The organism is Acidimicrobiales bacterium (genome assembly GCA_040219515.1).
GTDB lineage: Bacteria > Actinomycetota > Acidimicrobiia > Acidimicrobiales > Aldehydirespiratoraceae > JAJRXC01.
In genome coordinates this window covers 120,269-143,345 of sequence record JAVJSI010000007.1, presented here as the reverse complement: position 1 = coordinate 143,345, position 23,077 = coordinate 120,269, and the positions used below count along the sequence as shown (strand labels likewise).

At 68.3% G+C, this 23,077-nt stretch carries 22 protein-coding genes, 1 tRNA gene and 1 riboswitch; of the genes, 16 read left to right on the top strand and 7 right to left on the bottom strand.

Annotated features, from left to right (window positions below; translation table 11 throughout):
- Window position 1: 1 nt before the first annotated feature.
- From RIB98_05165 to RIB98_05125, 9 genes are all read left to right on the top strand, one after another.
- On the top strand, window positions 2–1,135 hold the full coding sequence (locus RIB98_05165) for a DEAD/DEAH box helicase (GenBank protein ID MEQ8840346.1): 1,134 nt from the start codon (window positions 2–4) through the stop codon (window positions 1,133–1,135).
- Entirely contained in the window at window positions 1,089–2,855 is a 1,767-nt protein-coding gene (locus tag RIB98_05160) for an N-6 DNA methylase (protein ID MEQ8840345.1), read from the top strand. The genes RIB98_05165 and RIB98_05160 overlap by 47 nt, the downstream gene beginning before the upstream one ends.
- A gap of 6 nt (window positions 2,856–2,861) precedes the next feature.
- Window positions 2,862–2,989: riboswitch (SAM-I-IV-variant riboswitch) on the top strand.
- A 49-nt stretch (window positions 2,990–3,038) separates the two neighbouring features.
- Entirely contained in the window at window positions 3,039–4,253 is a 1,215-nt protein-coding gene (locus RIB98_05155) for a homoserine O-acetyltransferase (protein ID MEQ8840344.1), read from the top strand.
- Window positions 4,250–5,428, top strand: a complete 1,179-nt coding sequence (locus RIB98_05150; protein MEQ8840343.1) for a PLP-dependent aspartate aminotransferase family protein — start codon at window positions 4,250–4,252, stop codon at window positions 5,426–5,428. Before RIB98_05155 ends, RIB98_05150 begins: the two co-directional genes overlap by 4 nt.
- Window positions 5,429–5,442: 14 nt before the next feature.
- Window positions 5,443–6,222, top strand: a complete 780-nt coding sequence (locus tag RIB98_05145) for a DNA-formamidopyrimidine glycosylase family protein (GenBank protein MEQ8840342.1) — start codon at window positions 5,443–5,445, stop codon at window positions 6,220–6,222.
- 21 nt (window positions 6,223–6,243) lie between these two features.
- Window positions 6,244–6,582, top strand: a complete 339-nt coding sequence (locus RIB98_05140) for a hypothetical protein (protein ID MEQ8840341.1) — start codon at window positions 6,244–6,246, stop codon at window positions 6,580–6,582.
- Between the two features lie 36 nt (window positions 6,583–6,618).
- The gene (locus RIB98_05135) at window positions 6,619–6,843 is read left to right on the top strand and encodes a hypothetical protein (protein MEQ8840340.1); all 225 of its coding nucleotides are present in this window, start codon (window positions 6,619–6,621) and stop codon (window positions 6,841–6,843) included.
- 89 nt (window positions 6,844–6,932) lie between these two features.
- Window positions 6,933–7,718: a hypothetical protein gene (locus tag RIB98_05130; protein MEQ8840339.1), complete on the top strand. Its 786-nt coding sequence runs from the start codon at window positions 6,933–6,935 to the stop codon at window positions 7,716–7,718.
- 60 nt (window positions 7,719–7,778) lie between these two features.
- Window positions 7,779–7,854, top strand: a tRNA-Gly gene (locus tag RIB98_05125).
- 12 nt (window positions 7,855–7,866) lie between these two features.
- On the opposite strand, the gene RIB98_05120 is transcribed toward RIB98_05125, so the two are convergent.
- From RIB98_05120 to RIB98_05110, 3 genes are all read right to left on the bottom strand, one after another.
- Window positions 7,867–8,097 (bottom strand): hypothetical protein, encoded by a 231-nt coding sequence (locus RIB98_05120; GenBank protein ID MEQ8840338.1) that lies wholly within the window; start codon window positions 8,095–8,097, stop codon window positions 7,867–7,869.
- 317 nt (window positions 8,098–8,414) lie between these two features.
- Complete coding sequence (locus tag RIB98_05115; GenBank protein ID MEQ8840337.1) at window positions 8,415–8,867, bottom strand: transcriptional repressor; 453 nt, start codon at window positions 8,865–8,867, stop codon at window positions 8,415–8,417.
- 62 nt (window positions 8,868–8,929) lie between these two features.
- Entirely contained in the window at window positions 8,930–9,667 is a 738-nt protein-coding gene (locus RIB98_05110; protein ID MEQ8840336.1) for a metal ABC transporter ATP-binding protein, read from the bottom strand.
- Between the two features lie 218 nt (window positions 9,668–9,885).
- Between RIB98_05110 and RIB98_05105 the strand changes: the two genes are divergently transcribed.
- The 3 genes from RIB98_05105 to RIB98_05095 all read left to right on the top strand — a co-directional run bounded on the left by RIB98_05105 (window position 9,886) and on the right by RIB98_05095 (window position 13,073).
- Entirely contained in the window at window positions 9,886–10,791 is a 906-nt protein-coding gene (locus RIB98_05105; GenBank protein ID MEQ8840335.1) for a metal ABC transporter substrate-binding protein, read from the top strand.
- A gap of 15 nt (window positions 10,792–10,806) precedes the next feature.
- The gene (gene aztB, locus RIB98_05100; protein ID MEQ8840334.1) at window positions 10,807–11,655 is read left to right on the top strand and encodes a zinc ABC transporter permease AztB; all 849 of its coding nucleotides are present in this window, start codon (window positions 10,807–10,809) and stop codon (window positions 11,653–11,655) included.
- A 137-nt stretch (window positions 11,656–11,792) separates the two neighbouring features.
- The gene (locus tag RIB98_05095) at window positions 11,793–13,073 is read left to right on the top strand and encodes a cation:proton antiporter (GenBank protein MEQ8840333.1); all 1,281 of its coding nucleotides are present in this window, start codon (window positions 11,793–11,795) and stop codon (window positions 13,071–13,073) included.
- A 25-nt stretch (window positions 13,074–13,098) separates the two neighbouring features.
- Here RIB98_05095 and RIB98_05090 read toward each other — a convergent pair whose 3' ends face one another.
- Window positions 13,099–13,875, bottom strand: a complete 777-nt coding sequence (locus tag RIB98_05090; GenBank protein ID MEQ8840332.1) for an SDR family oxidoreductase — start codon at window positions 13,873–13,875, stop codon at window positions 13,099–13,101.
- 32 nt (window positions 13,876–13,907) lie between these two features.
- Window positions 13,908–14,222 carry a helix-turn-helix domain-containing protein gene (locus tag RIB98_05085; protein MEQ8840331.1) on the bottom strand — a complete coding sequence of 105 codons (315 nt, stop codon included), beginning with the start codon at window positions 14,220–14,222 and terminating at the stop codon, window positions 13,908–13,910.
- Between the two features lie 158 nt (window positions 14,223–14,380).
- Here RIB98_05085 and RIB98_05080 point away from each other — a divergent pair, with 158 nt between their 5' ends.
- Window positions 14,381–18,544 carry a Na-translocating system protein MpsB gene (locus RIB98_05080; protein MEQ8840330.1) on the top strand — a complete coding sequence of 1,388 codons (4,164 nt, stop codon included), beginning with the start codon at window positions 14,381–14,383 and terminating at the stop codon, window positions 18,542–18,544.
- A 23-nt stretch (window positions 18,545–18,567) separates the two neighbouring features.
- Window positions 18,568–18,885, top strand: a complete 318-nt coding sequence (locus tag RIB98_05075) for a hypothetical protein (protein MEQ8840329.1) — start codon at window positions 18,568–18,570, stop codon at window positions 18,883–18,885.
- Between the two features lie 30 nt (window positions 18,886–18,915).
- On the opposite strand, the gene RIB98_05070 is transcribed toward RIB98_05075, so the two are convergent.
- Both RIB98_05070 and RIB98_05065 read right to left on the bottom strand, forming a co-directional pair.
- Window positions 18,916–20,316, bottom strand: a complete 1,401-nt coding sequence (locus RIB98_05070; GenBank protein ID MEQ8840328.1) for a hypothetical protein — start codon at window positions 20,314–20,316, stop codon at window positions 18,916–18,918.
- Window positions 20,317–20,405: 89 nt separating this feature from the next.
- Window positions 20,406–21,668: a CaiB/BaiF CoA-transferase family protein gene (locus RIB98_05065; GenBank protein MEQ8840327.1), complete on the bottom strand. Its 1,263-nt coding sequence runs from the start codon at window positions 21,666–21,668 to the stop codon at window positions 20,406–20,408.
- 95 nt (window positions 21,669–21,763) lie between these two features.
- Between RIB98_05065 and RIB98_05060 the strand changes: the two genes are divergently transcribed.
- A complete protein-coding gene (locus RIB98_05060; GenBank protein MEQ8840326.1) occupies window positions 21,764–22,066 on the top strand; it encodes a MarR family transcriptional regulator in 303 nt (100 codons plus the stop codon).
- A gap of 88 nt (window positions 22,067–22,154) precedes the next feature.
- Window positions 22,155–23,069, top strand: coding sequence for a dihydrodipicolinate synthase family protein (locus RIB98_05055; protein MEQ8840325.1), 915 nt, complete (start codon window positions 22,155–22,157; stop codon window positions 23,067–23,069).
- The last annotated feature ends 8 nt before the right edge of the window (window positions 23,070–23,077 follow it).

Below are 23,077 nucleotides of genomic sequence, written 5' to 3'. Positions count from 1 at the left end.
CTTGAGCGACGAAATCGTCGATGTCCTCCACGAGCGAGGCATCACGTCGCCCTTCCCCGTCCAGGCCCTCACCATTCCCGACGCCCTCGCCGGCCGCGATGTCTGCGGCAAGGCCAAGACCGGCTCGGGCAAGACACTCGCGTTCGGTCTGCCCGTCCTCCAGCGCATGGCCAAAGCCGAGCCCAACCGGCCCACCGGTCTGGTGCTCGTGCCCACCCGTGAGCTGGCCAACCAGGTCACCGAGGAGCTCGAACCGGTCGCCCAGGCGGTCGGCCGTCGAGCCCTCGCCATCTACGGCGGTGCGCCCATCGAGAAGCAGATCGAACGCCTCGACAAGGGCATCGACCTCGTGGTCGCCACCCCGGGCCGCATGATCGATCTCATCGAACGAAAGGCCGTCTCTGTCGAGGCGGTCGCCCACGTGATCGTCGACGAAGCCGACCGCATGGCCGACATGGGGTTCCTGCCCCAGGTCGAGTGGATCCTGCGCAACGTCGACGACGACCGCCAGACCCTGCTGTTCTCCGCCACGCTCGACGGCGCCGTCAACACCCTGATCCGGCGTTACCAGCACGACCCGTCGATGCACGAGGTCGCGAGCGACGACGTCACCGTCGACGAGATGACCCATCGGTTCATCGCCGTCCACAAGATGGACAAGCCCAAGGTCGCCGCTGCCATCTCACGGTCCGCCGGCCGCACCATCATGTTCACCCGCACCAAGGCGATGGCCGATCGCCTCGCCCGCGACCTCGAGGACTTCGGCGTCAAGGCCGCGCCCATCCACGGCGATCTCCGCCAGACCAGCCGCGAGAAGTCGCTCCGTGATTTCAGCGAGGGCAAGCTCGAGGCGCTCGTGGCCACCGATGTGGCGGCCCGAGGCATCCATGTCGACGAGGTCGACATCGTGATCCAGTACGACCCGCCGTCGGACCACAAGACCTACCTGCACCGCGCCGGCCGCACCGCCCGCGCCGGGTCCACCGGTCTCGTCGTCACGCTGTCCATGTGGGACGAGGAGCTCGACATCAAGCGCCTCCAGAAGCGCATCGACGTGATCCAGCCCCTCACCGAGATGTTCTCGAACGATGAGCGGCTCAACGACCTGGCCGGCTGGGATCCTCTCGCCGACTGATCCTCGGGTCGCGGCCACACTCCAATCGTGGGTCGCCGCAGCTGATCCCGAGAACCACGCGGGCGCACTCGCGGCCGTGGTCGCGCGGGTGGCACACGCCACGGGCGTCGACGTCGGCCTCGTCGTCGACGACGTCGCGGTACCCGCGGACCCTGCGGTGGCGGCCGTCGCCGCCGAGCGCTCGATCCTGCGTGATGGGGGCCCGTGGCTGCCGGGTCTCGTGCGGGAGCAGCTTCTGTCGTCCGGCGACCGCCGTCGGGGAGGAGTGCATCACACCACCCCGGCCATGGCGTCGACGCTCGTCGACTTCGCCGCCTCGTGTCGCCCCTTCGATTCCGAGAGCGTCGTCGTCGACCCCGCGGTCGGCGGCGGCGTCTTTCTCCTCGCGGTGTGCGAATTCCTCGACGGCGACCCCGCCGACCGGGTCCGACAGGTGCGGGGGCTCGATCTCGACCCGCTCGCCGTCGCCACCACCGCCGCCGCCCTCCAGCTGTGGTCGGGCGGCGCCCCCATCCCGGCGGGCTCACTCGTCGTCGCCGACGCGTTGGCCGAGCCGTGGCCGTTCGGCCCGGCGTCGCATGTCCTCGGCAACCCGCCGTTCCTGTCGCAGTTGCGCGACCGCACCGGCCGCGACACGAGTCGACGGGCGTCGCTGGTCGCCCGGAGGCCGGAGCTGACCGGCTATGTCGACGATGCCGCGGCGTTCCTCCTCGCCGGCACCGACGCGGTCACCGCCGGGGGAGTGGTGGCGCTGGTGCAGCCCTCGTCAATGCTCTCCGCCCGCGACGCCGCCCCGGTGCGCGCCCGTCTCGCCCACGACGCCCCGCCCGTCGGCCTCTGGGTCGACGGTGGCCGCCAGTTCGCCGCCGCGGTCGACACGGTGACGCTGGTGCTGCAGAAGGGCATCGCGGGCGGGCCGGTCCAACGGCGCCGTGGCGTGCCGGCCCGGGTGGAGGCGACGCACCCGCCGGTGACGTCCGGATCATGGGCGTCGCTGCTGCTGACCGACACGCCGCAGATCACCGCGGCCGATCTCGCTCGAGGCACCACGTTGGCCGATGTCGCCCTCGTCACCGCCGGGTTCCGCGATCAGTTCTACGGCCTGCGTGGCGCAGTGGCCGAGGCGGTGGACGGGGACGCCGCGCTCGGGCCACGGTTGGTCACGTCGGGCCTGATCGATCCGCTCACGTGCCGGTGGGGCACCACGACGTGCCGCTTCGACAAGCAACAGTGGCGGCGTCCCGTCGTCGACATCGACGCGGTGGACCCGGCCATCCGCCAGTGGGTGGCCAACCGACTGGTCCCGAAGCTGGTGGTGGCGAGCCAGACCCGGGTGATCGAGGCGGCCATCGACGCCCGCGGCGACCTCGTGCCGTGCACGCCGGTGATCGCGGTCGAACCTCTCGCCACCGCGCCGTCGCTGGCCCACCTGGCCGCGGCCCTCACCTCGCCGGTTGCGTCGTTGCTGCTCCTGCACGATGCCGCGGGCTCTGCTCTCTCGGCCGACGCCATGCGGGTGAGCGCGCAGGCGATCGGTGGGTTGCCGCTGCCTGCACCGGGTCCGGCCTGGGACGCGGCCGCCGCGGCGGTGGAGGCCGTCGGCGACAGCCCTTCCGTGGAGGAGTTGGTGGCCATCGGCCGCCTGACGCTGGCGGCTTACGGGCTCGACGACCGGGTCGACATCCTCGAATGGTGGCGAAGGCGACTTCCCGACCGATAGGGTGCGCAGCAACATTCAGAGCGGTTCAGAGGTCACACTCTGGGCCCGGCAACCTGGGAGAGACACCCAAGGTGCCCACCCGCTGCGGCGGGGATGTGGCCCACGGAACTGCGTGGGCAACAAAGTGTCGTGGTTCCACCATCGCCACTGGGCTCCGAGGAAGAACTCCCGAAGGCAAGTTCGTTGGACCACACCGAGCCTCAACCTCTCGCATTCGATCCGCACTCGCGCTTCGCCGACGACCTGCCCGCCTCCGGCGCCTGGACCCCCGGCGCCCCTGCGGGAAATCGTCGATTCGTCACGGTCACCGATGGGCGTCCGTTTGCCCTAGAGGGCGGGGGCCGCATCGATGAAGTGGTCATGGCCTACGAGAGTTGGGGTGAACTCAACGCCGACGCGTCGAACGCGGTGCTGGTGTGCCACGCCCTGACCGGCGACTCGCATGCCGCGGGTTCGATCTCGCCGGGCCACCTGAGCGACGGCTGGTGGAACAACCTGATCGGCCCGGGCAAGGCGCTCGACACGAACCGATGGTTCGTGCTGTGCGCCAACGTGCTCGGCGGTTGTCAGGGCAGCACCGGACCGGCGAGCTTCGTTCCCGGCACCGACGTGCGCTACGGCGCCACCTTTCCGCAGATCACCATGCGCGACGTCGTCCGGGCCCAGCGGCGCCTCGCCGACCGCCTCGGCATCGACCGCTGGCTCGCCGTCGTCGGCGGTTCGATGGGTGGGATGCAGGTGCTCGAGTGGGGGGCGATGTTCCCTGATCGTCTCGACACCCTGATCCCCATCGCCACCTGTGCGGCGGCCAGCCCGCAGCAGATCAGCTTCAGCGCGGTCGAACGCATGGCCATCGTCAACGACCCGAACTGGGCCGGCGGTCACTACTACGACGCGCCGCCCGGCAAGGGGCCGTGGGCCGGCCTCGCCCTCGCCCGGGAGATCTCGCAGATCACCTATCGCACCACCGAGGTGTTCGACGAACGTTTCGGCCGGGCCCATCACGACAAGCGTCGAGAGTTCGACCAGTGGGGTCGCTTCGAGGTCGAGTCCTATCTCGATCACCACGGACAGAAGTTGGTGCGTCGGTTCGACGCGAACTCGTTCCTGGTGCTGAGCAAGGCCATGGATCTCCACGACATCGGGCGGGGGCGCGGCGGCGTCGCCGCAGCGCTCGGTCGCCTCCGCATGCCGGTGCTCACGGCATCGATCACGTCCGACATTCTCTACCCGCCCTACCAGCAGGCACTCATCCACGCCGGCGTCGAGGCGGCCGGTGGTACGAGCGAGTACCACGTCATCGACAGCCCGCAGGGCCACGACGGGTTCCTGCTGGAATCCGCGTCGCTCGGCCCGTTGATCGCCCGCACCGTCGCCACCGCCGAGGAGTCACGTTGACCGAAGATTCACCGAAGTACAGCGCTGCCACCCGAGCCATCCGGTCGGGCCGTGTCCACAACGACACGGCGTTGGCGCCCGTGCTGTGGGCCAGCAGCACCTTCGTGGCCGGGGGAGTGGAGGAGGCCCACCGGTTCGCGACCGACATCACGATGCCGAAGTTCTACGGCCGCCACTCGAACCCCACGGTCGCCGACTTCCAGAATGCGATGGCCGACCTCGAAGGGGCCGAGTCCTGCCGGGCGTTCGCCTCGGGCATGGGCGCGATCAGCGCGGTCGTCCTCGGCTTGTGCTCGTCGGGTGATCACATCGTCGCCCAGTCACAGCTCTACTCCCACACGCAGCTCCTCTTCCAGGCCGTCTGTCCGCGCTTCGGCATCGACGTCACCTTCGTCGACGGCACCGATCCCGACGCGTGGGACGCCGCGATCATCCCCGGCAAGACGACGTTGTGTTTCGCAGAGACGCCGGCCAACCCGAAGCTGGCGCTGGTCGACCTCGAGCGATTCGGCGCGATCAAGGGCCCGATGACGGTGGTCGACGGCACGTTCGCCCCGCCCGTGGTGCAGCGTCCGCTCGAGTACGGCGTGGACCTCGTCGTGCATTCCGCGACCAAGTCGATCGCCGGTCACAACGACGCGATCCTCGGCGTCGTGTCGGGCAGCGAGGAGCTGCTCGCCTGGATCCGCGGCTTTGCGATCCTGCACGGTGCAGTGGCGTCGCCCTTCGATGCGCTCAACGGGCTGCGCGGCATCCGTACGCTGGCGGTGCGCATCCGCCAGCAGACCGAGACGGCGCGGGTGCTGGCCGCGATGCTCGAAGCCCATCCGGCCATCGACCGCGTGTTCTACCCCGGCCTGCCCTCGCACCCGCAGTTCGCGCTCGCCCAGCGGCAACTGGAACAGCCCGGCGGGTTGATCACCTTCGACCTGGCCGGTGGGCGCGACGCGGGCCGACATCTCGTCGAACGTGTCGAACTGGCGCAGCTGGCCACGTCGCTCGGTGGACCCGAGACCCTGCTCACCCATCCGGCATCGACCACCCATGTCGGGCTGTTGCCCGCCGAGCTGGCGGCGGCCGGTATCGGCGAGGGAACGGTCCGACTGTCGTGCGGACTCGAAGGCGCCGAGGACCTGTGTGCCGACTTCCGCCGCGCCCTGGATTCGATCGCGTAGACAGGTCGTCGTCGATGCCGGAACTCCTCGAGATCGAGACCTATCGGCGGGCCGCCGAGCCGGTGGTCGGCCGGCGAATCGTCACCGTGCACGCGCCCGACGAGTGGTATGCCAAGAGCGACACGACCGCCGAGGAACTGCGTGCCGTCCTGCCCGGTCGCACGATCACCGGCACCCGGCGGATCGGGAAGCTGCTGCTGCTCGACACCGATGGTCCGACGCTCGGACTGCGCTTCGGCATGACCGGGCGTCTCCTGGTCGACGGGGGTGCGTCGATCGAGCAGCTGGAGTACTCGAGCGACCGCAACGACCCGGCCTGGGACCGATTCGGCCTCGGCTTCGGACCGGTCGGCGGCCTGGTGATCCGCGACCCCCGGCGGTTGGGTGGCGTCGAGCTGGATCCCGACGAGTCCCGGCTCGGCCCTGACGCGGCGTCCGTCACGCTCAAGCCCTTCCGCGAGATCCTCCGTGGGTCGGCGGCGCCGGTGAAGGCGAGACTGATGGACCAGGCGAAACTGGCCGGGATGGGCAATCTCCTCACCGACGACGCGCTGTGGCGCGCCGGCATCGATCCCACCCGACCGGCCAACTCGCTGCTCGACGACGAGGTCGCTCGGCTCCATCGGGCGATGCGACGAACCCTCGCCGTGCTCGGCGAACGGGGCGGCAGCCACACCGGCGACCTACAGCCGGCGAGGGTGCGCGGTGGGGCGTGTCCGAAGTGCGGCGAGCCGCTTCGTCGTGAGGAAGTGGGCGGCCGCACCACCTACTGGTGCCTGCAACATCAGGGGTGAAACCGGCTACCGTCCACATTCGTGGGTTGGTCACGGAGAATCCTCGCGGCGGGACTCGTCGTGTTCTGTCTGACGTGGACGTCCCCTGTCGCGGCCCAGGACACACAGGACACGCCGGAGCCCGGATCCACCGGCGTCACGGTGCTCGACGGCGGCGAGGAAGCCCAGCCCGAGTCGGCGGTGATCCGCGACGAGGACACCAGCGCCACGATCCGGCGCATCCGTCGGGATCTCGTGATCGTGGCCGGAGTGATGACCGTGGCCCTCGGCGTGTACCTGTGGCACACGAGCCCCTCGCGTCGTCTCCGTTTGGCGACCCAACACGCCGAGGCGATCCTCGACGAGCCCGACGGCGACTGACGCGCTCTCCGGCCGGCGCCGGTTACTGTGCGGGGCATGGCTGACGCACTCGACATCGACGCGATGATCGCCCGCTTCCAACAGCGGGCGCTGGCGGTGAAGAAGCGCAACCTGCCGCCGGTCGGCGGCGACGAGCGTCAACAGTTCCTCAACCAGGCGAAGAACGACTTCATGGACTTCGCCCTGTTGGGTGACGCCAAGGGCGAACTGGTCGACGGCGTCCTCACCCTCACGATCGACCTCCGACCGGCCGACGACTGAATCACCGGCACCGAGTCAACGACACCGTGTCACCGACTCGACGTCGAGGGTGATCTACATTCGACTCATCGCTACCGAGGAGTTCTCAGGTGTCTGACCCCTTCGACGCCGACGACGCACCGCCACCACCGCCCCCCGCTGCGCCGCCGCCCCCGCCTCCTCCGCCACCCCCGCCCCCGCCCCCGCCTCCTCCGCCACCGGTGCAGGCGCCGGCCGAGGACATCGCCGATCTGGCATCGTCGATCGCCGGTGTCGATTCGTCGCCGACCGCGCCGCCGTCACCACTGGCGTCGCCCCCGGCACCCATCGCCGGTGTCGAGGCGACGCCGCCACCCCCGCCACCGCCGATGCCGGCCGCCCCGCCGACCCCACCCGCCCCGCCGGCCGAGGCACCCCCGGTGCCCGCGCCGGCCGCAGCACCGCCCGCCGCCGCGGTGCCGTCTCCGGAACCGGTTCGTCCCATGCCGTCGGCCGAGAGCGGGCCGGGCATCACCGATCCCCACGGCCTCGGTGCCGCGGTGAGTCGTCTGTCCGGCAGCGGCCGAAAGAACGGTCACGCCGCGTTCATGGTCCTGGCCCGGGTGCTCGAGGAGGACGAGAAGATCGCGGTCGTCGCCTCCTGCCGGTTCCTCGGTGCACCGGCTGCCCTCGCGCTCAGCGATCGTCGTCTGCTGGTCGTCAACGCCCGCGAGTGGGAACCCGACATCGTGCCGGTCGCCCTCGAGCCCGGCCTCACCGTGCAGGGTTGGCAGGACGAGCGACACGCTGCCCTCGTATTCGCCCGCGGCGGCCACGAGATCGTGGTGGATCGAATCAGCGATCGGGCCATGGCTCAGGAGATCGCGTCCGGCGTGCGCGCCCGGGTCGGCGGCTGATCAGAACTGGCATTCGGGAGTGCGTGATCGGCGGAAACGCCGATACAGTTGCCTCCCGTTGCGGACGTAGCTCAGTTGGTAGAGCGCAACCTTGCCAAGGTTGAGGTCGCCGGTTCGAACCCGGTCGTCCGCTCCAAGAACATGCAGGTCACAGCCCTTTCGGCTGTGGCCTGCTGTCGTTTTGTGCCCATGTCGACCACAAATCGGCTGTCAGGGATGGGATGGTCTGGTCAAAGCGGGTCTTTGCCGTATTCGATCTTGCGGAACAGTCGCGCTCGCTGAGCCGGGAGCGCATGCGCTCGACGCGCAGCGGCACGAGCAAGTGGGTGAGGGTCATCGACGAGATCTGACTGTCGAGCGGATTCTGCCGGTCCGTCATCCCATCCGTATCCCGTCTACTGCACGGATCAGGTCGGACTCGTCGGACTGGGCCGCACTCGATCGCAGGCGTTGGTCCGGGTTGGACGGTTGCTCGTGTCCTGCTGTCGTCTGTGCCCGTTTCGACCACGAATCGGTTTCCAGGGAGGGGGCCTGGTCGGAGGTGGCCTTTTGGCGCGAATCCATCGCGCTGCTCTCCAGGACAGGGTCAAGTCTTCCGGTCGCGATCGCGATTTGGTCCGGTCGGGTGATCTTCATGACTCCGGAGTCGAGTCGGTTCTTCAAGCACTAGACCAGAAGAAGTATCAATATCATTTCCTAACCCGGGCAGGACTCGCAGCTACCGAGAAGGTCGAGGCGATGGGTGTCGACGCGGAAGCCGAATCGGTCGGCGACCTTCTGTAGGGAGCGTTCCAAGCTGGCCTCGGCGCGGGCATTGAGCGAGAAGTCGGCGACGTCGCCACAGTTCGAGCAGATCAGGTGATGGTGGTGCTCCGTCAGATGCTCGGCGAGTTCGTAGCGAGCGAAGTCATCGCGGGTCACGATACGGGTGACGGCGCCGGCCTCTTCAAGGATGGTCAGGTTCCGATACACACTGGACTGTGGGAGCGACGGATCGGCCGCCAAGATCTGGGTGATGGTCAGCGGACCGTCTCCCGTCTGTAGCACTGCCACGAGGCGCCGTCGTCCGGCGGTGTAGCGCTGGTCGGCACGACGCAGGAGCGCAGTGACCTCGTCATCGACCTCAGCATCGATCTCGGTTGCTGGCATCGCGAGAGGCTATCTGAGAATGAGAACGACTGGGACTACCGTCGTCATCGGGGCGGTGCCGATCAGTGGCTGTGGTGGGGATCGTCGAGCATCAGGTGGTCGCCGATGCGGATGAACCGGCCACCGAAGGCGCGGCGTAGATGGTGCTCGGTCAGCACTGTGTGGGGTGGACCTACCGCAATGGGCGAGCGGTCGAGGAGCAAGACCTGGTCGCAGCGGCCGGCATCATCGAGGTTGTGGGTGGTCACCACGACGGTCCGGCCGGCGGAGATTTCAGTTTCGATCACATCCAGGATGACGGCTCGCGACACGACATCGAGACCGTTCACCGGTTCGTCGAGCAGCAACACGTCGGTGTTCTGCGCGAGGCCTTGCGCAACGAGCACTCGCTGGCGCTGGCCACCGGAGAGCTCATGGAATTGACGGCCGGCAAGATCGTCCACCGCGAGCCGCTCGAGTGCTTCGTCCACACAGCGATGGTCCTCGGCGCGAAACCGCCCGAACAGGCCGAGGCTCGGATACCGGGCCAGCGAGACGGCATCGCGAACGGTGATCGGCAGGCTGCGATCGACATCGGTCGATTGCAACACCAACGCCGGTCCCGAACCGGCGACGACTGCCGCACCCCTGCTGGCTGCGAGTGTTCCCGCCAGGGCGCCCAAGAGGGTGGATTTGCCCGACCCGTTCGGACCGATCACCGCCAGTGAAGTCCCCGGGGGGACCTCGAGGTCCACGCCCGACAACGCGACCTTGTCGCCAAAACGGACCTCGAGTCCACGGGTGCTGATCGCTGAGGTCACATCAACAGGCTAGATCGTGTTGGGAACGGAAACGATTCTCGTTTCGAGTTGGTGGTATCCCCACATCGGTCTAGCGTGCCGATAGTAATAGTGGTTCTCAATCTGGAGTGTGATCCATGAGGGTCTCGAATCCTCTGCTCGTCGTAATCATCGCGATGTTCGCACTGGTGGCCGCCGGATGCGGCGACGACAGCAGCACCGGCTCCGAGACTGGGAGCGTGGCCAACGAACGGCCGACGATCGTGGTGACGACCAACATCCTCGGTGATGTCGTCGAGAATCTGGTCGGCGACGGGTTCGATGTCGTCACGATCATGCCGGTAGGGGCTGATCCCCACGACTTCCAGGCATCGGCGCAGCAGGTCGCCCAGATCGGCGAGGCCGATGTGCTCATCGTCAACGGTGCAGGGTTCGAAGAGGGCCTCCTCGACGTGATCGAGGCATCTGAGGCCGACGGGGTCCCCGTCTTCGAAGCGATCAGCGCCGTGGAAACGATCGAGTTCGGAGAAGGCGGACACGACCATGCGGATGAGGGCCATGCCGATGAGGACCATGCCGATGAGGACCACGACGGGCATGACCACGAGGGAGCCGATCCGCACTTCTTCACCGATCCGGCACGCATGGCGTTGGCCGCCGATGCCATCGCAGACTTCTTGGTCGCCAATGTCGATGGCATCGATGCGGAAGCCCTGAGCTCCTCGGCAGCGGCGTATGTCGACGAGCTCGAGGCACTCGACAGCGAGGTGGACGAGATGCTGGCCGCAATCGATGCAGATGATCGAGTATTGCTGACCGATCATGAGGTGTTCGGCTACTTCGCCGACCGCTTCGTCTTCGAGGTCGTCGGCACGGTGATCCCTTCGGGGAGCACTACCGACGGCACCAGTGCCCAGGCGTTGGCTGAGCTCGCCGAGCTGATCGAGGAAGAGGGCGTGCCTGCGATCTTCGCCGATACTTCCTCGTCCGACGAACTCGTGCAGACCCTGGCCAGCGAAGTCGGTGATGTCGCGGTTGTCGAGCTCTACTCGGAATCGCTCGGAGCCGACGATTCCGACGGTGGCACCTATCTCGACATGGTGCGAACAAACGCCCGGCGCATCGTCGACGCCGTCGCCGGCTGAGGCGGCCTGTCGGCGATGGACTATCTCTTCGAAGCATTCGAACCCGCGTTCATGCAGCGGGCGCTCATCGGAAGCCTGATCGCGGTCGTTGCCACATCGTTGGTGGGGACCTGGGTCGTCCTGCGCGGGCTGGCGTTTCTCGGCGACGCGCTGGCCCACGGCGTCATCCCCGGTATTGCGCTCGCGGTGCTGTGGGGCTTCAGTCCGATCATCGGCGCCTTCGTGGCCGCACTGGTGATGAGCGGACTGGTGAGCGTCGTGTCGAACCGGACGATTGTCCGCGAGGACACCGCGATCGGGTTGTTGTTCGTCGGGATGCTGTCACTGGGGATCGTGATCGTGTCGCGGGCTCGCTCGTTCTCGACCGAAGTGACCGCGCTGTTGTTCGGCGACGTGTTGGGCGTCACCCGCGGTGACATCCGCAACCAGATCGTGGCGACGGCCATCGTGGTCGTCTCGACGGTCGTGTTGTATCGGCCGTTTCTTGCCCTGACGTTCAATCGGGCCAAGGCGCAGACCTTGGGCATGCGTCCGCAACTCGCGCAGGCTGCGCTGTTGGGGTTGCTGGCGCTGAGTATCGTGGCCAGCTTCCAGGCAATCGGGACGTTGCTGGTCTTCGGCCTCCTGGTGGGACCGCCTGCCACCGCGTCGCTCCTCGTGCATCGTGTCCCGGCCATCATGGTCACCTCGATGCTGCTCGGTACGGTCGCCGTGGCTGCGGGGTTGGTGGTGAGCTTCCATCACGGCACCGCGGGTGGCGCCACCATCGCGGGGTTCAGCGTCTTGCAGTTCTTCATCGTGCTGGCCGGACGCGAGGCCGTCGTTGCGCTACGTCGAACCGATCAGCCTGTCGTCATCGCCTGAGACGCTCGGGACTGCCACCGGTCTTCTCGCGTCACACGTCGGGGTGTTTGCGGACGTGCGGTGTTGGGTAGTTCAACGCACCGAGGCTCGCGAACGGCGATGCTCTCCACAGTCGAGGAACAGGTTGCCCGGACCGCATGATCTCCACGGATCCGTACGAGTCGGTGGTTCTGGTGGTCGGTTTCGCCGCGCTGGTGGCGGCTGTACTCCCCGCGATCGTGGCGGAGCGCCCGGTGTCGGTGCCGATGATCATGGTCACGCTGGGTGCGGGGCTGCATCTTGCGGTTGGTTCCGACGTCGTGCCCGACGCCACCGTGGAACTCGAGGTGACCGAGCGGCTCACGGAGTTCGGCGTCCTCGTCTCGCTCATGGCCGCCGGCCTGGCAATCGATCGGCCGATCGGGTGGCGACGCTGGAGCACGACATGGCGGTTGCTCGGTATCGCGATGCCTCTCGGGATCGCGGCCACGACGCTGCTGGGCATCGGGGTGCTCGGACTGCCGCTTGCGAGCGCGTTGCTCCTGGGAGCGGTCCTGGCACCCACCGACCCGGTACTCGCTCGCGAGGTGCAGGTCGGTGAGCCCACATCGGGCGGTGACGGCGATGAGGGCACCGAGGCGATCCATGACGAGGTGCTCACCACGCTGACCAGTGAGGCGGGTCTCAACGACGCGCTGGCCTTCCCGTTCGTGTATGCCGCGATCCTCCTCGTCGCCGGCTCGGTGGAAACGGGCGACGTCGTCCGCTGGTTTGCCGTGGACCTGATCTACCGCGTCGCCGCGGGTGCGGTGGTCGGCGTGGTGGTCGGCTGGCTCGTGGGCCGCCTCGCGTTCCTCCCGCCGAGGCGGCTGGCCAAGCTCTCGGAGGCGGGCGACGGATTCGTCGGCGTGGCGACGTTGCTCACCGCCTACGCCGCCGCGGAAGCGATCTCCGGCTACGGCTTTCTCGCCGTTTTCGCGGCCGGGGTCACCGTACGGAGCTTCGAGCGCCACCACGACTACCACCGCGTGCTCCACAGGTTCGTCGAGCAGCTCGAGCATGTGCTCGTCGTGATCATCGTCGTGCTCTTCGGCGCGTCGCTCACGACCGGGGTTCTCGAGGGTGTTGCGCTGCGAGATGTGCTGGTTGCGGTGGCGGTGGTGCTGGTCGTCCGCCCGGCGGTCGGACTCGTCGCGCTCATCGGTTCCGGTCTGGGCAACGGACAGCGAGCCACCATCGCCTTCTTCGGCATCAAGGGGATCGGCTCGATCTTCTACCTGGCCTACGCGCTCAGCACCGCCGACTTCGCCGAGGCATCGACCCTGTGGACCGTGGTCGCCCTCAGTATCGTGTTGTCGCTCTTCGTCCACGGCACGCTCGCCGCACCGGTCCTGCGGTGGCTCGGTGCCCCGAACACGTCGGCCGCCGAGCGCGAGTAGGGGACCTGACCACGCTGCTCTCGGCTCAGACCGTGAGCGACGTGAGGATGCCGCCGTCGGCCAACAGGACTGTGCCGGTCACGTACGACGACGCGGGGCTGGCGAGGAACACCAGCGCGGCGGCGGCCTCCTCTGCGTCGCCCAGTCGCCCCATCGGCGCGATCTCGGCGATCTTGTCGAGGTAGCCGTCGGCGTGGGCGGCGGTCATGTCGGTGGGGAACCAGCCGAGCGCCAGCGTGTTGACCCGGATGCCCTTGCGGCCGGTCCACTGCTGGGCGAGGTCGCGGGTGAGTCCGATGAGCGCCGTCTTGCTCGTGACGTAGGCCGCCTGGGGGAGTCCGGCGGAGATGTAGCCGGTCACGCTGCCGATGTTCACGATGGCGGAGCCGGCCGGCATGACCCGGGCGGCGGCCTGTGACATCCAGTAGGTGCCGTTCACGTTGACGTTCATGACGTTGCGGAAGTTGTCGGGCTCCTCGCGGGTGCTCGGCACTGCGGACGCCACACCGGCGTTGTTGACGAGGATGTCGACCCGGCCGAGTTGGTCGACGGTCTCGCCGATGAGTTGTTCGCAGTCGCCGGGTTCGGTCACATCGCATCGCACCGCGATGCCGCGCCGGCCCCTGGCTTCCACGAGGGTCCGGGTGTCCTCGAGCCGGTCGACTCGGCGGGCCCCGAGGGCGACATCGGCACCCGCCTCGGCGAGCGCCCGCGCGAACGCGACCCCGAGTCCGGACGAGGCCCCGGTCACGACCGCCACCTTTCCGTCGAGTCGGAACCGGTCGAGGATCGAGCTATTCATCATAGGATTGGAGAATATAGGTTCAGGGAATATCAGGGTGCCGGCGGGTCGGCGGTCTCATGGGAGACCGCTCGGAGGAGCGCGTCGATCTCGTGGTGCTCCTCGAGAGGATGTCGCAACGGGTGCGCCCGATCGATGTGGTAGCGGTTGCGGCGGCCGAGTCGCTCTCTGGTGATGTATCCGCCGGCTTCCAGATCGTCGATGATCTGCATCGCCGTTCGTTCGGTGACACCCACGAGCAGTGCGAGGTCGCGGATCCGGATGTCGGGCGTCGAAGAGATGGCAAGCAGCACGTGGGCGTGGTTGGTGAGGAACGTCCATGAGCGAGAGTCGGAACGTGAGGCCACCGCGCCAACTCTACACAACCTCGTTGCATGGGTTGCAATACATGAAACAGAATACATATATTGCAACCCATGCATTCAGTTGGGGCAGAGACAGGTCGGGTCGATGAACTCGGGGGGCGTACCGCGGCGCGTGCCCGTCACCGTTCGATCGGAGCGAAGTGATACCCGCAAGCGTCGCCGTCGTCGTCGCGGCGTTCGCGCCGCTCGTCGGTGCGGCCCTGGCCCTTTCCCTCGGGGATGCCCGTCGATCTGCTCGAGTGGTGACGCTGGCCGGGGTGCTCGCCTTCGCCGCGGCGCTCGTCCTGGTCGTGATGAGCGGCCTCGACGAGGACGGAACGATCGTCACCGCCGAATGGATGGATGCTTCGATCGACCGGGTGAGTGCCCTGTTGCTCACCGTCGTCATGGGGACCGTTGCGGTGATCGCCGGCTTCTCGTCCCGGTCGCTCGACGACGACGGCCGTGCGAGCCGCTACTTCGCGCTGGTCGGAATTGTGGCATTCGGATCGGCGATGGTGGTGCTTCCTGTGTCGCCCCTGTTGCTGGCGCTCGGTTGGATCCTGTCCGGATGGGCCCTCGTCGGGCTGGTCGGCTTCGAGTCGACATGGTCGACGGCGCGTCGGGCCCGAGCGCGTATCCGGCGCACGCTCCTGATCGGTGACCTGGCCCTGCTGGGCGGGCTCGTCCTGGCCTCGCGTCACAGCGATGGAATCCTGACCGGCAATGCCGCCGACGCGACAGACGCGCTGCGGAACTCCACCACCCTCGGTTTCGAGACGCTGGACGTGGTCATGGTGTTGGTCGTGGTCGCCGGAGCGTCGCGCTCCGCGATGGTGCCGTTCCAACGCTGGTTGATCGGGACGCTGGCGGCACCGACACCGGTCTCGGCCCTGGTGCATGCCGGTCTGGTGAGCGGAGCGGGGTTGTTGCTCCTGCGGTTCGCGTCGCCGTTCGTGGCATCGGACATCGCGGTGGCCCTGGCGTTCGCCCTCGGCGTCGTCACCATCGTCGTCGCCACGGGGTCGATGCTGGTGCGCTCCGACGTCAAGGGGACCCTCGCCTGGTCCACGGTTGCCCAGATGGCCTTCATGGTGGTCCAGTGTTCGGTCGGCGCATTCAGCAGCGCGGTCTTTCACATCGCCGGCCACGGCATGTACAAGGCTGCACTGTTCCTCGGTTCCGGCGACACCGCGGCCGGGGGTCTCCGGGCGCGTCGGCGGCCCCCCGGTGCGGTCGAGATCCCACGGAGCGCCGCCCTGCTCGCGTCGGCGGCAGCCGCCGCGGTGGCGGTCGGGGTGGCCGGGACCGTCATTCGTCCCGACGTCTCGCCGGCCGGCGAGATCCTCGTCTTCGCCTTCGCCTGGCTCACGATCGCAACGGGCATGCACGGCTGGTTGACGCGGGCGCCGTTCACCACAATCGGCTCCGTGGTCGTCGGCACGCTCGGATCGGTGGTCGCCGCAATGACCTACGTCGGTGGCCTGCGTCTCGCCGAGGCGTTCATGAAGCCGTCGGTCGAGGCCGTGGCCGGCGCGACGGTCGTGGGTTCGGGCGAGCTCGTGGCGGTCATGGCTGTCGTCGCCGGCGCGGCGGGAACGCTGGTTCTGCTGCCGGGAACGGGGGGCGCCGCCACCCGTGACCGTCTCCGGCACCTGGTGGTGCGGCTGGGCGGATCCGACAGTGTGTCGTGGCGACTCCGGACCGAGTCGACCGGGACCCCACCATCGGAGTTCGTGGTCCCGTCGACCAAGGGTGCCCGTCGGGCCGAGATCCGGGCCGACGTATCCCAAGCGAGTGCCGTGATCGCGCCGCAGTGGCCGCTTTCCTCCTTCGTCGCCGTCAACCCCCTCGGCGGGATGGAGTCGCTCGGGTTCGACACCGCGGCGGAGACCGCGCGTCGTTGGCACGGTGCCAAGACCCACCTCACACTCGATGAATATCGGCGAGACCACGAACTCGGCCTCTCGCGGGCCGGTGACCTCGTCCACGTCGCCCTCTACCGGTTCACGGAACTCTGCGAGCGCGCTCCGGTGGCGATCGGCGGACAGGCGGTCTCTCCCGTCGACGTGATCGTCGCCGATCTCCTGCACGGGCCGGACTCGCCGCAGCCGGCGAGAGTGCCGACTGCGCTCGAGCGTCGTGGACTCGGTCGCGCGGGTGCGGTCGTGGACGACGTGGTGTCGTCATGGCTGTCGGCCTACGTCGAGCCACCCCACTGGCCGGCTCATCGAGCGGGGGAGAGCTTCGTGACCATGGGCTGCCGACTGATGGTCGCCGATCCCCGGCTCGCGTCGCTACTCTCTGCCCCGTCGCGCCGTTGGGTCCAGTCGCTCGGCTCGGATCCGGCGGTGATCATCGACGCCGCCTTCGCAGTGTCGGGCGTCGCCGACGATGACCGTGTCGACGAGGTGCGCAGCCAGTTGTGCCGCCTCGCCGGCTGGTCCGGCCTGGCGAAGTGGAGGAGCGAGTGGGCCCAGCCCGACGAGCAACGGCCTCCGTTGACGCCGATCGACGTGGTCGCGATCCGGGCGCTGCTCGAGGCGGCGGTGTTCGGGTCGGGGACCGTCGTCGACCCGCGACCGGAGTCGCGGTCGGCGCAACGAGACGACGAGGGAGAAAGCGGCGACGAAGACCTCCTCGATGCCAGGGTCGCAGCGGTGGCGGCCGTTCTCGCCCCCCGTGGGAGCCGCTCGGACCGGGCAGCGATCCGGGCGGTGCTGTCCGAGGTGCCGGCGCAGGACCGGGCCTCGCTGTGGTTGGAGGCGCAGGAACGGACGATCGATGCCGGCCTCCTCTCCAAGCTCAGCCGCCTGGACCCCGGGAGAGCGACGACTCGTCCCGACGCCCAGATGGTCTTCTGCATCGATGTCCGCTCCGAGGGGCTCCGCAGCCACGTCGAGGCGCTCGGCAACTTCGAGACGATCGGATTCGCCGGGTTCTTCGGCGTACCGATGCAGATCCGCAAGCTCGGATGGGACCACCACGAACCACGGTGTCCGGTGCTGGTGGCACCGGCCATCAGCGCATCAGAGCAGCCGCGCGAGCATTGCATCGAACAGGCGGCCGCAGGGCTGGGCCGTCAACGCACGGCGGCCGGGCTGCTCGCGGCCCACGCCGGCGCGAAGCACGGCCCGGGCTCGCCGTTTGCCCTCGCCGAGACCGCGGGCTGGTTCCTCGGGCCCAGAGCCGCATGGAAGACGTTCCGGCCCGGCGTGTCGGCGATGCCGGCGATGCCACCGACTCGGATGCTCCTCGATGACGACGAGGTCCTCCTCGAGCAGCGGACGTTCTTCGCCGAGTCGGTGCTCAAGACGATGGGGCTCACCGATCGGTTCGCGCCGATCGTGGTTCTCTGCGGCCACACCAGCCGCACCACGAACAACCCGCACGCCACTGCTCTCGAATGTGGCGCATGCGCGGGAGCCTCCGGCGATGACAACGCTCGAGCCGTGGCCGCACTGCTCAACTCACCCGACGTGCGGCATGGCCTCGAGACCCGTGGAATCGCGATTCCCGACGACACGTGGTTCGCCGCCGGTCTGCACGACACCGCCGCCGATCGCGTGACCCTGCTCGACGTCGCCGACATCCCCACCGAACACCGTCGGCTCGTGGACACGCTGGAAGAGACACTCGAGGTCGCCGGCCGACGTCAGGCGGCCGCGCGATCGACCCACTTGCCCGGGACTGCGTCGAAGGTGCGCGACCGTGGCGCCGACTGGGCCCAGGTCCGTCCCGAGTGGGGTCTCGCCCGTAACGCGGCCTTCATCATCGGCCCACGGTCGTTGACCGCCGGCATCGACCTCGAGGGGCGCGCCTTCCTGCACACCTATGACGCCGAGGACGATCCCACGGGCCGGGTGCTGGAGACCATCATGACGGCGCCGCTCGTCGTCGGGCACTGGATCTCCAGCCAGTACTACTTCTCCACCGTGGACCCCCAGGCCTTCGGCGCCGGCGACAAGCTCCTCCACAATCCGATCGGCACCACCGGGGTGATCTCCGGCGACGGCGGCGATCTCCGGGTCGGGCTTCCACTCCAGAGCACCCACGTCGACGGTCGGCGCTTTCATCAGCCGGTGCGGCTGCTGGCGGTGATCCAGGCGGACCTCACCCGGATCGAAGGCATCATCGCCGCCAATCCCATCCTCCAGACCCTGACCGGAGGATCATGGCTTCGCATCGCCGGACGTTCGCAGCCGCACGAACGATGGTCGACACGAACCCCGTCCGGAACCTGGATCGAAACCCCTCAGGCGTTCGACGCCGACCCCTTCCCCACAGCAAGCCACATTCCCAGAGCGAAAGAGGACAACGCATGAACAGCTGGACAGGGTTGACGCCCATGGCTCGAATCGAGGTCGTCATCGACGGCGAGCACGTCCCCACGATTCGGGACCTGTTGCTCGCCTCGGGGGCAACGGGCTACACGGCACTCCACGGAGTGTCGGGATTCGGTCATGGCGGACAACACGAAGGGCGTCTGCTCTTCAACGACCGCAACAGTCTTTCGCTGCTCATCAGCATCATTCCGATCGAGCACGCCGAGTCGCTGGTCGCCGGCATTCGGCGAGTGCTCGACAACACCCACGGCGTGATGTTCGTGAGCGAGACCCATGTGAGCCGGCCCGAGTACTTCACGGCCCCCGGGGTCGACGAATGAGCCCGCGTGGACACGGGCGTGCGGGGGCGACTACCAGCGGATCTCGTTGGTGCCGTCGCCGGCCGGCACGACCTGGGCCTTCGCTGCGACCCATGCGGCCGTGGTGACGACCTCGATGGCGTCGGCGTCGTCCGAACGGGCATAGCACCGGGTGCCGTCATCCAACTCGCAGATTGCGACGACGTGGCCGGCGCTGCCGTCACCGGAGTGGACGACGGTGGCGGCGAGCACATTCGCCGGGCCGTCGGCCCGTTCCACGATGGCGACGTCGGGTACGAGCGGGGGTGCGTCCCATTGCTGCGAACGAACGGGTTGGGCGGGGTCGGGGAGCTCGCCGGCCGTGGTCGAATAGATCGCGGCGACGTGTTTGGTCATGTGCATGCCCACGCCGGTGACGAGACCGACCTGGCCCGGGTTCGCACGCAGGTGTTCGACCGCATGGCTGATCGAGTGGCTCATGTAGTTGCTGCTGGGTCCACCGTGGTACGGCAGACCGCCGGTGAGCGTCAGTGGCCGCGGATCCTCGGGGCCGATTCCCAGCGCGTCCCGCGCGAACTGCACCGCCGAGCCGAAGCAGCTGTAGAGGTCGAACGCGTCGACCTCCGCGGTTTCGAGACCCGCCATCGACAGGGCTTCCGCCGTCGCTGACCGCATGGCGGGAGACGCACCCAGGTCGGCGCGCGCACCGATGTGGATCGAGTCACGAGCGAACCCCCAACCCCGCAGATACACGCGCCGATCCTCGGGGACACGCCAGCGGTCGGCCACCGATCTCGTCACCAGCAGGTTGGCGGCGGCCATGTCGACATCGGGAAAGGCCGTCATGTGCTTGGTGTACGGCAGCGCCACCATACGATTCCCGGGCGTCGCCGTGGCCAGGGCGTGAACGGTGCGAGGCGTCCGGAACCATGCGTCCGGATTGCGGATCGCCGTCTCGTTCAGCCGGGACATGAGTGCAACCAGACGGTCGCGGTCGTCCGGCGTCGCCCCGCGAGAGGCCCAGCGAGCCTGCTCGAGCAGGGCGAACGTGAGCCATGCCGGCAGAACCCCGTGGGCGAGTTCGGTCGGCAGGTGCCACTCGTCGAGATCGATGGGGAGGACGGGCGGTGACGGATGCGGGTGACTCCACGGGGGTGTTTCCCCATCCTGGGCGAAGGCTCGACGGGTGTGGAGGGCCTCCCCGCCGACGACGAGGGCGACCTCGATCTCGCCGTCCAGCATCCTCGCGGCGGCCGCGTCGATCAGACGTTGTGGCGAGGTGCCGGCGAGGATCGACTCGTGGCGGGCGGCATCGGTCGCCCCCAGACGATCGGCCAGACGACCCGGCAGGTCGTCGTAGGCCCAGGACTGGCAGTGGACCACACCGAGATCGTCGAGCAGGGCGAGCGGATCGACTCGAACGGCGGCGTCGTCGGCCGCTGCTCGGGCCACGTGCTCCATCATGGCGAGCGGTTCCGGCGCTGAACCGTCGGGGTGCCACGTTCGCCGCCCGGTCCCGATCAGGCACGGCTGCCGGTCGTTCATCGGATGGCGCCGAGTCGGCGGAGGGCGTCGATCTGATCGTCGTCGAGACCGATCACCTCGTCGAGAACTTCGGCCGTGTGCTGCCCGGCGGTCGGCGACGGGGTCGGCTCGTAACGACTCTCGCCGACGAGTCGGAGCGGGGTGGGCACCAGCTCGGCGCCATGATCGTCGCGCGACAGCCACGGCATCCGGTCGAGGAACTGGGGATCCAGGGGCAGCGACGCCGGCGAGTTCACCGGTGCAATCGCGGTGTCTGCGGCAATCGCGAGGGCGACCCACTCTGCGGTCGTGCGGGTACGGAAGAGGTCGGTGAGTTCGGTTCGCAGCGCGTCGTTGCCGCGGGCGTGATCGGCGTATTCCGACCCCGGCCATCGCGTGAACAGGTCGGCGCGGCCGCAGCCTTCGCAGAAGTTGCGCCAGAACTTCCGCTCCGAGGCCATCAACAGCACGTGGCCATCGGCGGACTCGTAGATCTGGTAGCGGACGCCGTCGCGCAGGCCTGCGGTGCCGGCGGCCCGCCGCTCGTTCCCATCGGTCGGGTTGCCGGCCACTTCGGTCGTGGGGCGTTCGTAGGCCCGCGCCGTTTCGTGGCGGAGCCAGTCGAACGCCACGGCGGCATCGGCCTGGGCGAGATCGACATGGCTACCACGCCCGGTCGCACGGGCGCTGAGGACCCCGGCGAGTACGCCGATGGCGCCGTAGAGCGGTCCTGCGTTCATGCCGATGGAGACGTGCTCGGGGATGAACGGCCGACCGTCGTCATCGTGATCGGGGGCGAAGACGGCGGCCCAGGCGTCGTAGGCCACCCCGTGGGTGGGAATGTTCTGGTACGGGCCCGTGGCGCCGAAGCCGCTCATGGAGACGAGCACGATCGTGGGGTTGACACCGGAGAGCCTGTCGTAACCGAGACCCCGGCGATCGAGGGCTCCCGGTCGCATGCCTTCCACGACGACGTCGCTGGCCTCCACCAGCTGGAGGAAGGTGGCGACGCCGGCATCCGAAGCGAGGTCGAGTTGCACCGACCGCTTGCCGCGATTGATGTGCCGGAAGAGCAGCGAGGTGCCCTCGACCATCGGCCAGGTCATCTGGCGGCCGTAGTCGCCCTCGAGTGGCTCGACCTTGATGACGTCGGCGCCGAGGTCGGCCAACGAGGTCGTGAGGGCGCCGGCGCCGAGATGCGCGACCTCGACCACCCGCAGCCCGGAGAGGAGACCTGTCCTCGTCACGGGGCCCGAGGTCGGGCTGGGTACTGAAACCATTCGTCCACCATATAGGCTGGAGTTGAAATATGAATAGAAATGCAGGTAATCTGATACAGGTGTCAACGAGTGGCCCTTGTGATGGGTGTGACTGAATGACGATGTTCGAAGCGCCGGAAACCAAGATCCCCTCGTGGACGTTCCTCACCAACTACGCCCATGTGCTCATCGCCATCGCCCGAAACCCCGAGGCCCGTCAGCGTGACATCGCCTACGCGGTCGGGGTCACGGTCGGCGCAGTGCAGCGGATCATCCACGAGCTCGAGGAAGAGGGCTACCTGCGAAGTGAGAAGGTGGGGCGGCGAAACCGCTATGTCGTCAACGACGAGCAATCGCTTCGTCACCCCCTCGAGGACCAGCACACCATTGGTGATCTGTTGACGTCGCTCGACCAGTAGCCCGGTCGGGACGGCTGTCAACGAAGCGGAAGGCCCGCCAGGCCCTTCAGGCCATTCCTCATAGGATTGGAGAACATAGGCTCGGCCCATGGCCAACCCCTCCAGCACGTTCGTGATCAGCCTGACGCCCTTCACCGAGGACGGTCGGCTCGACGAGGTCGGCTTCCGTGGCCACCTGGGCCGGCTGCGCGACAGCGGCATCGGTGTCTACGTCGCCGGCAGCGGTAGCGGCGAGGGCTACACGCTGACCGTCGACGAGGTGCGCCGGGTCATGGAGATCGCAGGAGAGGAGCTGTCGGGACATGTGCCGGTGCGGGTCATGGGTGTGGAACCGCGCACGGCCCACGAGGCGATCGCCCTGGGGCGGATGACCACCGAGGTCGGACTCGACGCGATGCAGCTCTACTCGCTCGACCTCGGACACGGCTATTCGCCCCGGCCCGAGGAGCTGAGCACCTACCTGCACACGGTTCTCGATGCCGTCGAGTGTCCCGTGGTCATCTCCACGCACCAGTCGGTCGGCTATCTCTACCCGGTCGGCTTGCTGGTCGACGCGGCACGTGAGTACGACCAGGTGATCGGTCTCAACGTGACCACCGGCGACGTCGGCTATCTCTCCCGGGTGATCGATGCGATCGACGGCGCCGTCGACGTCCACGTGGGTGGCCCGATGCACGCCCTCACTGCGCTCGCCCTCGGTGCGCAGGGTTACCTGAGTTCCGAGGGAAACCTGGTCCCGAAGCTCTGCGTGTCACTCATCGATGCCCACCAGCGAGGCGATGCCGATGCAATGGCGCGCCGTTACGCCCGGCTCATCCGGATGTTCCGGGCCACGCAGGCCGCCGGTGGCATCGTGGGCACCAAGGCCGCGCTGCGGGCGCTCGGCGCTCCCGGCGGGTGGCCGCGAGCCCCGCGGCTCACGAGCGACGACACCCTGGTGGAGGCGCTCGTCGGCCAGCTCGGCGTGGACGGCGTGGACCGCGCCGAGGGCCTTCGGCCGTGACCGGGTGT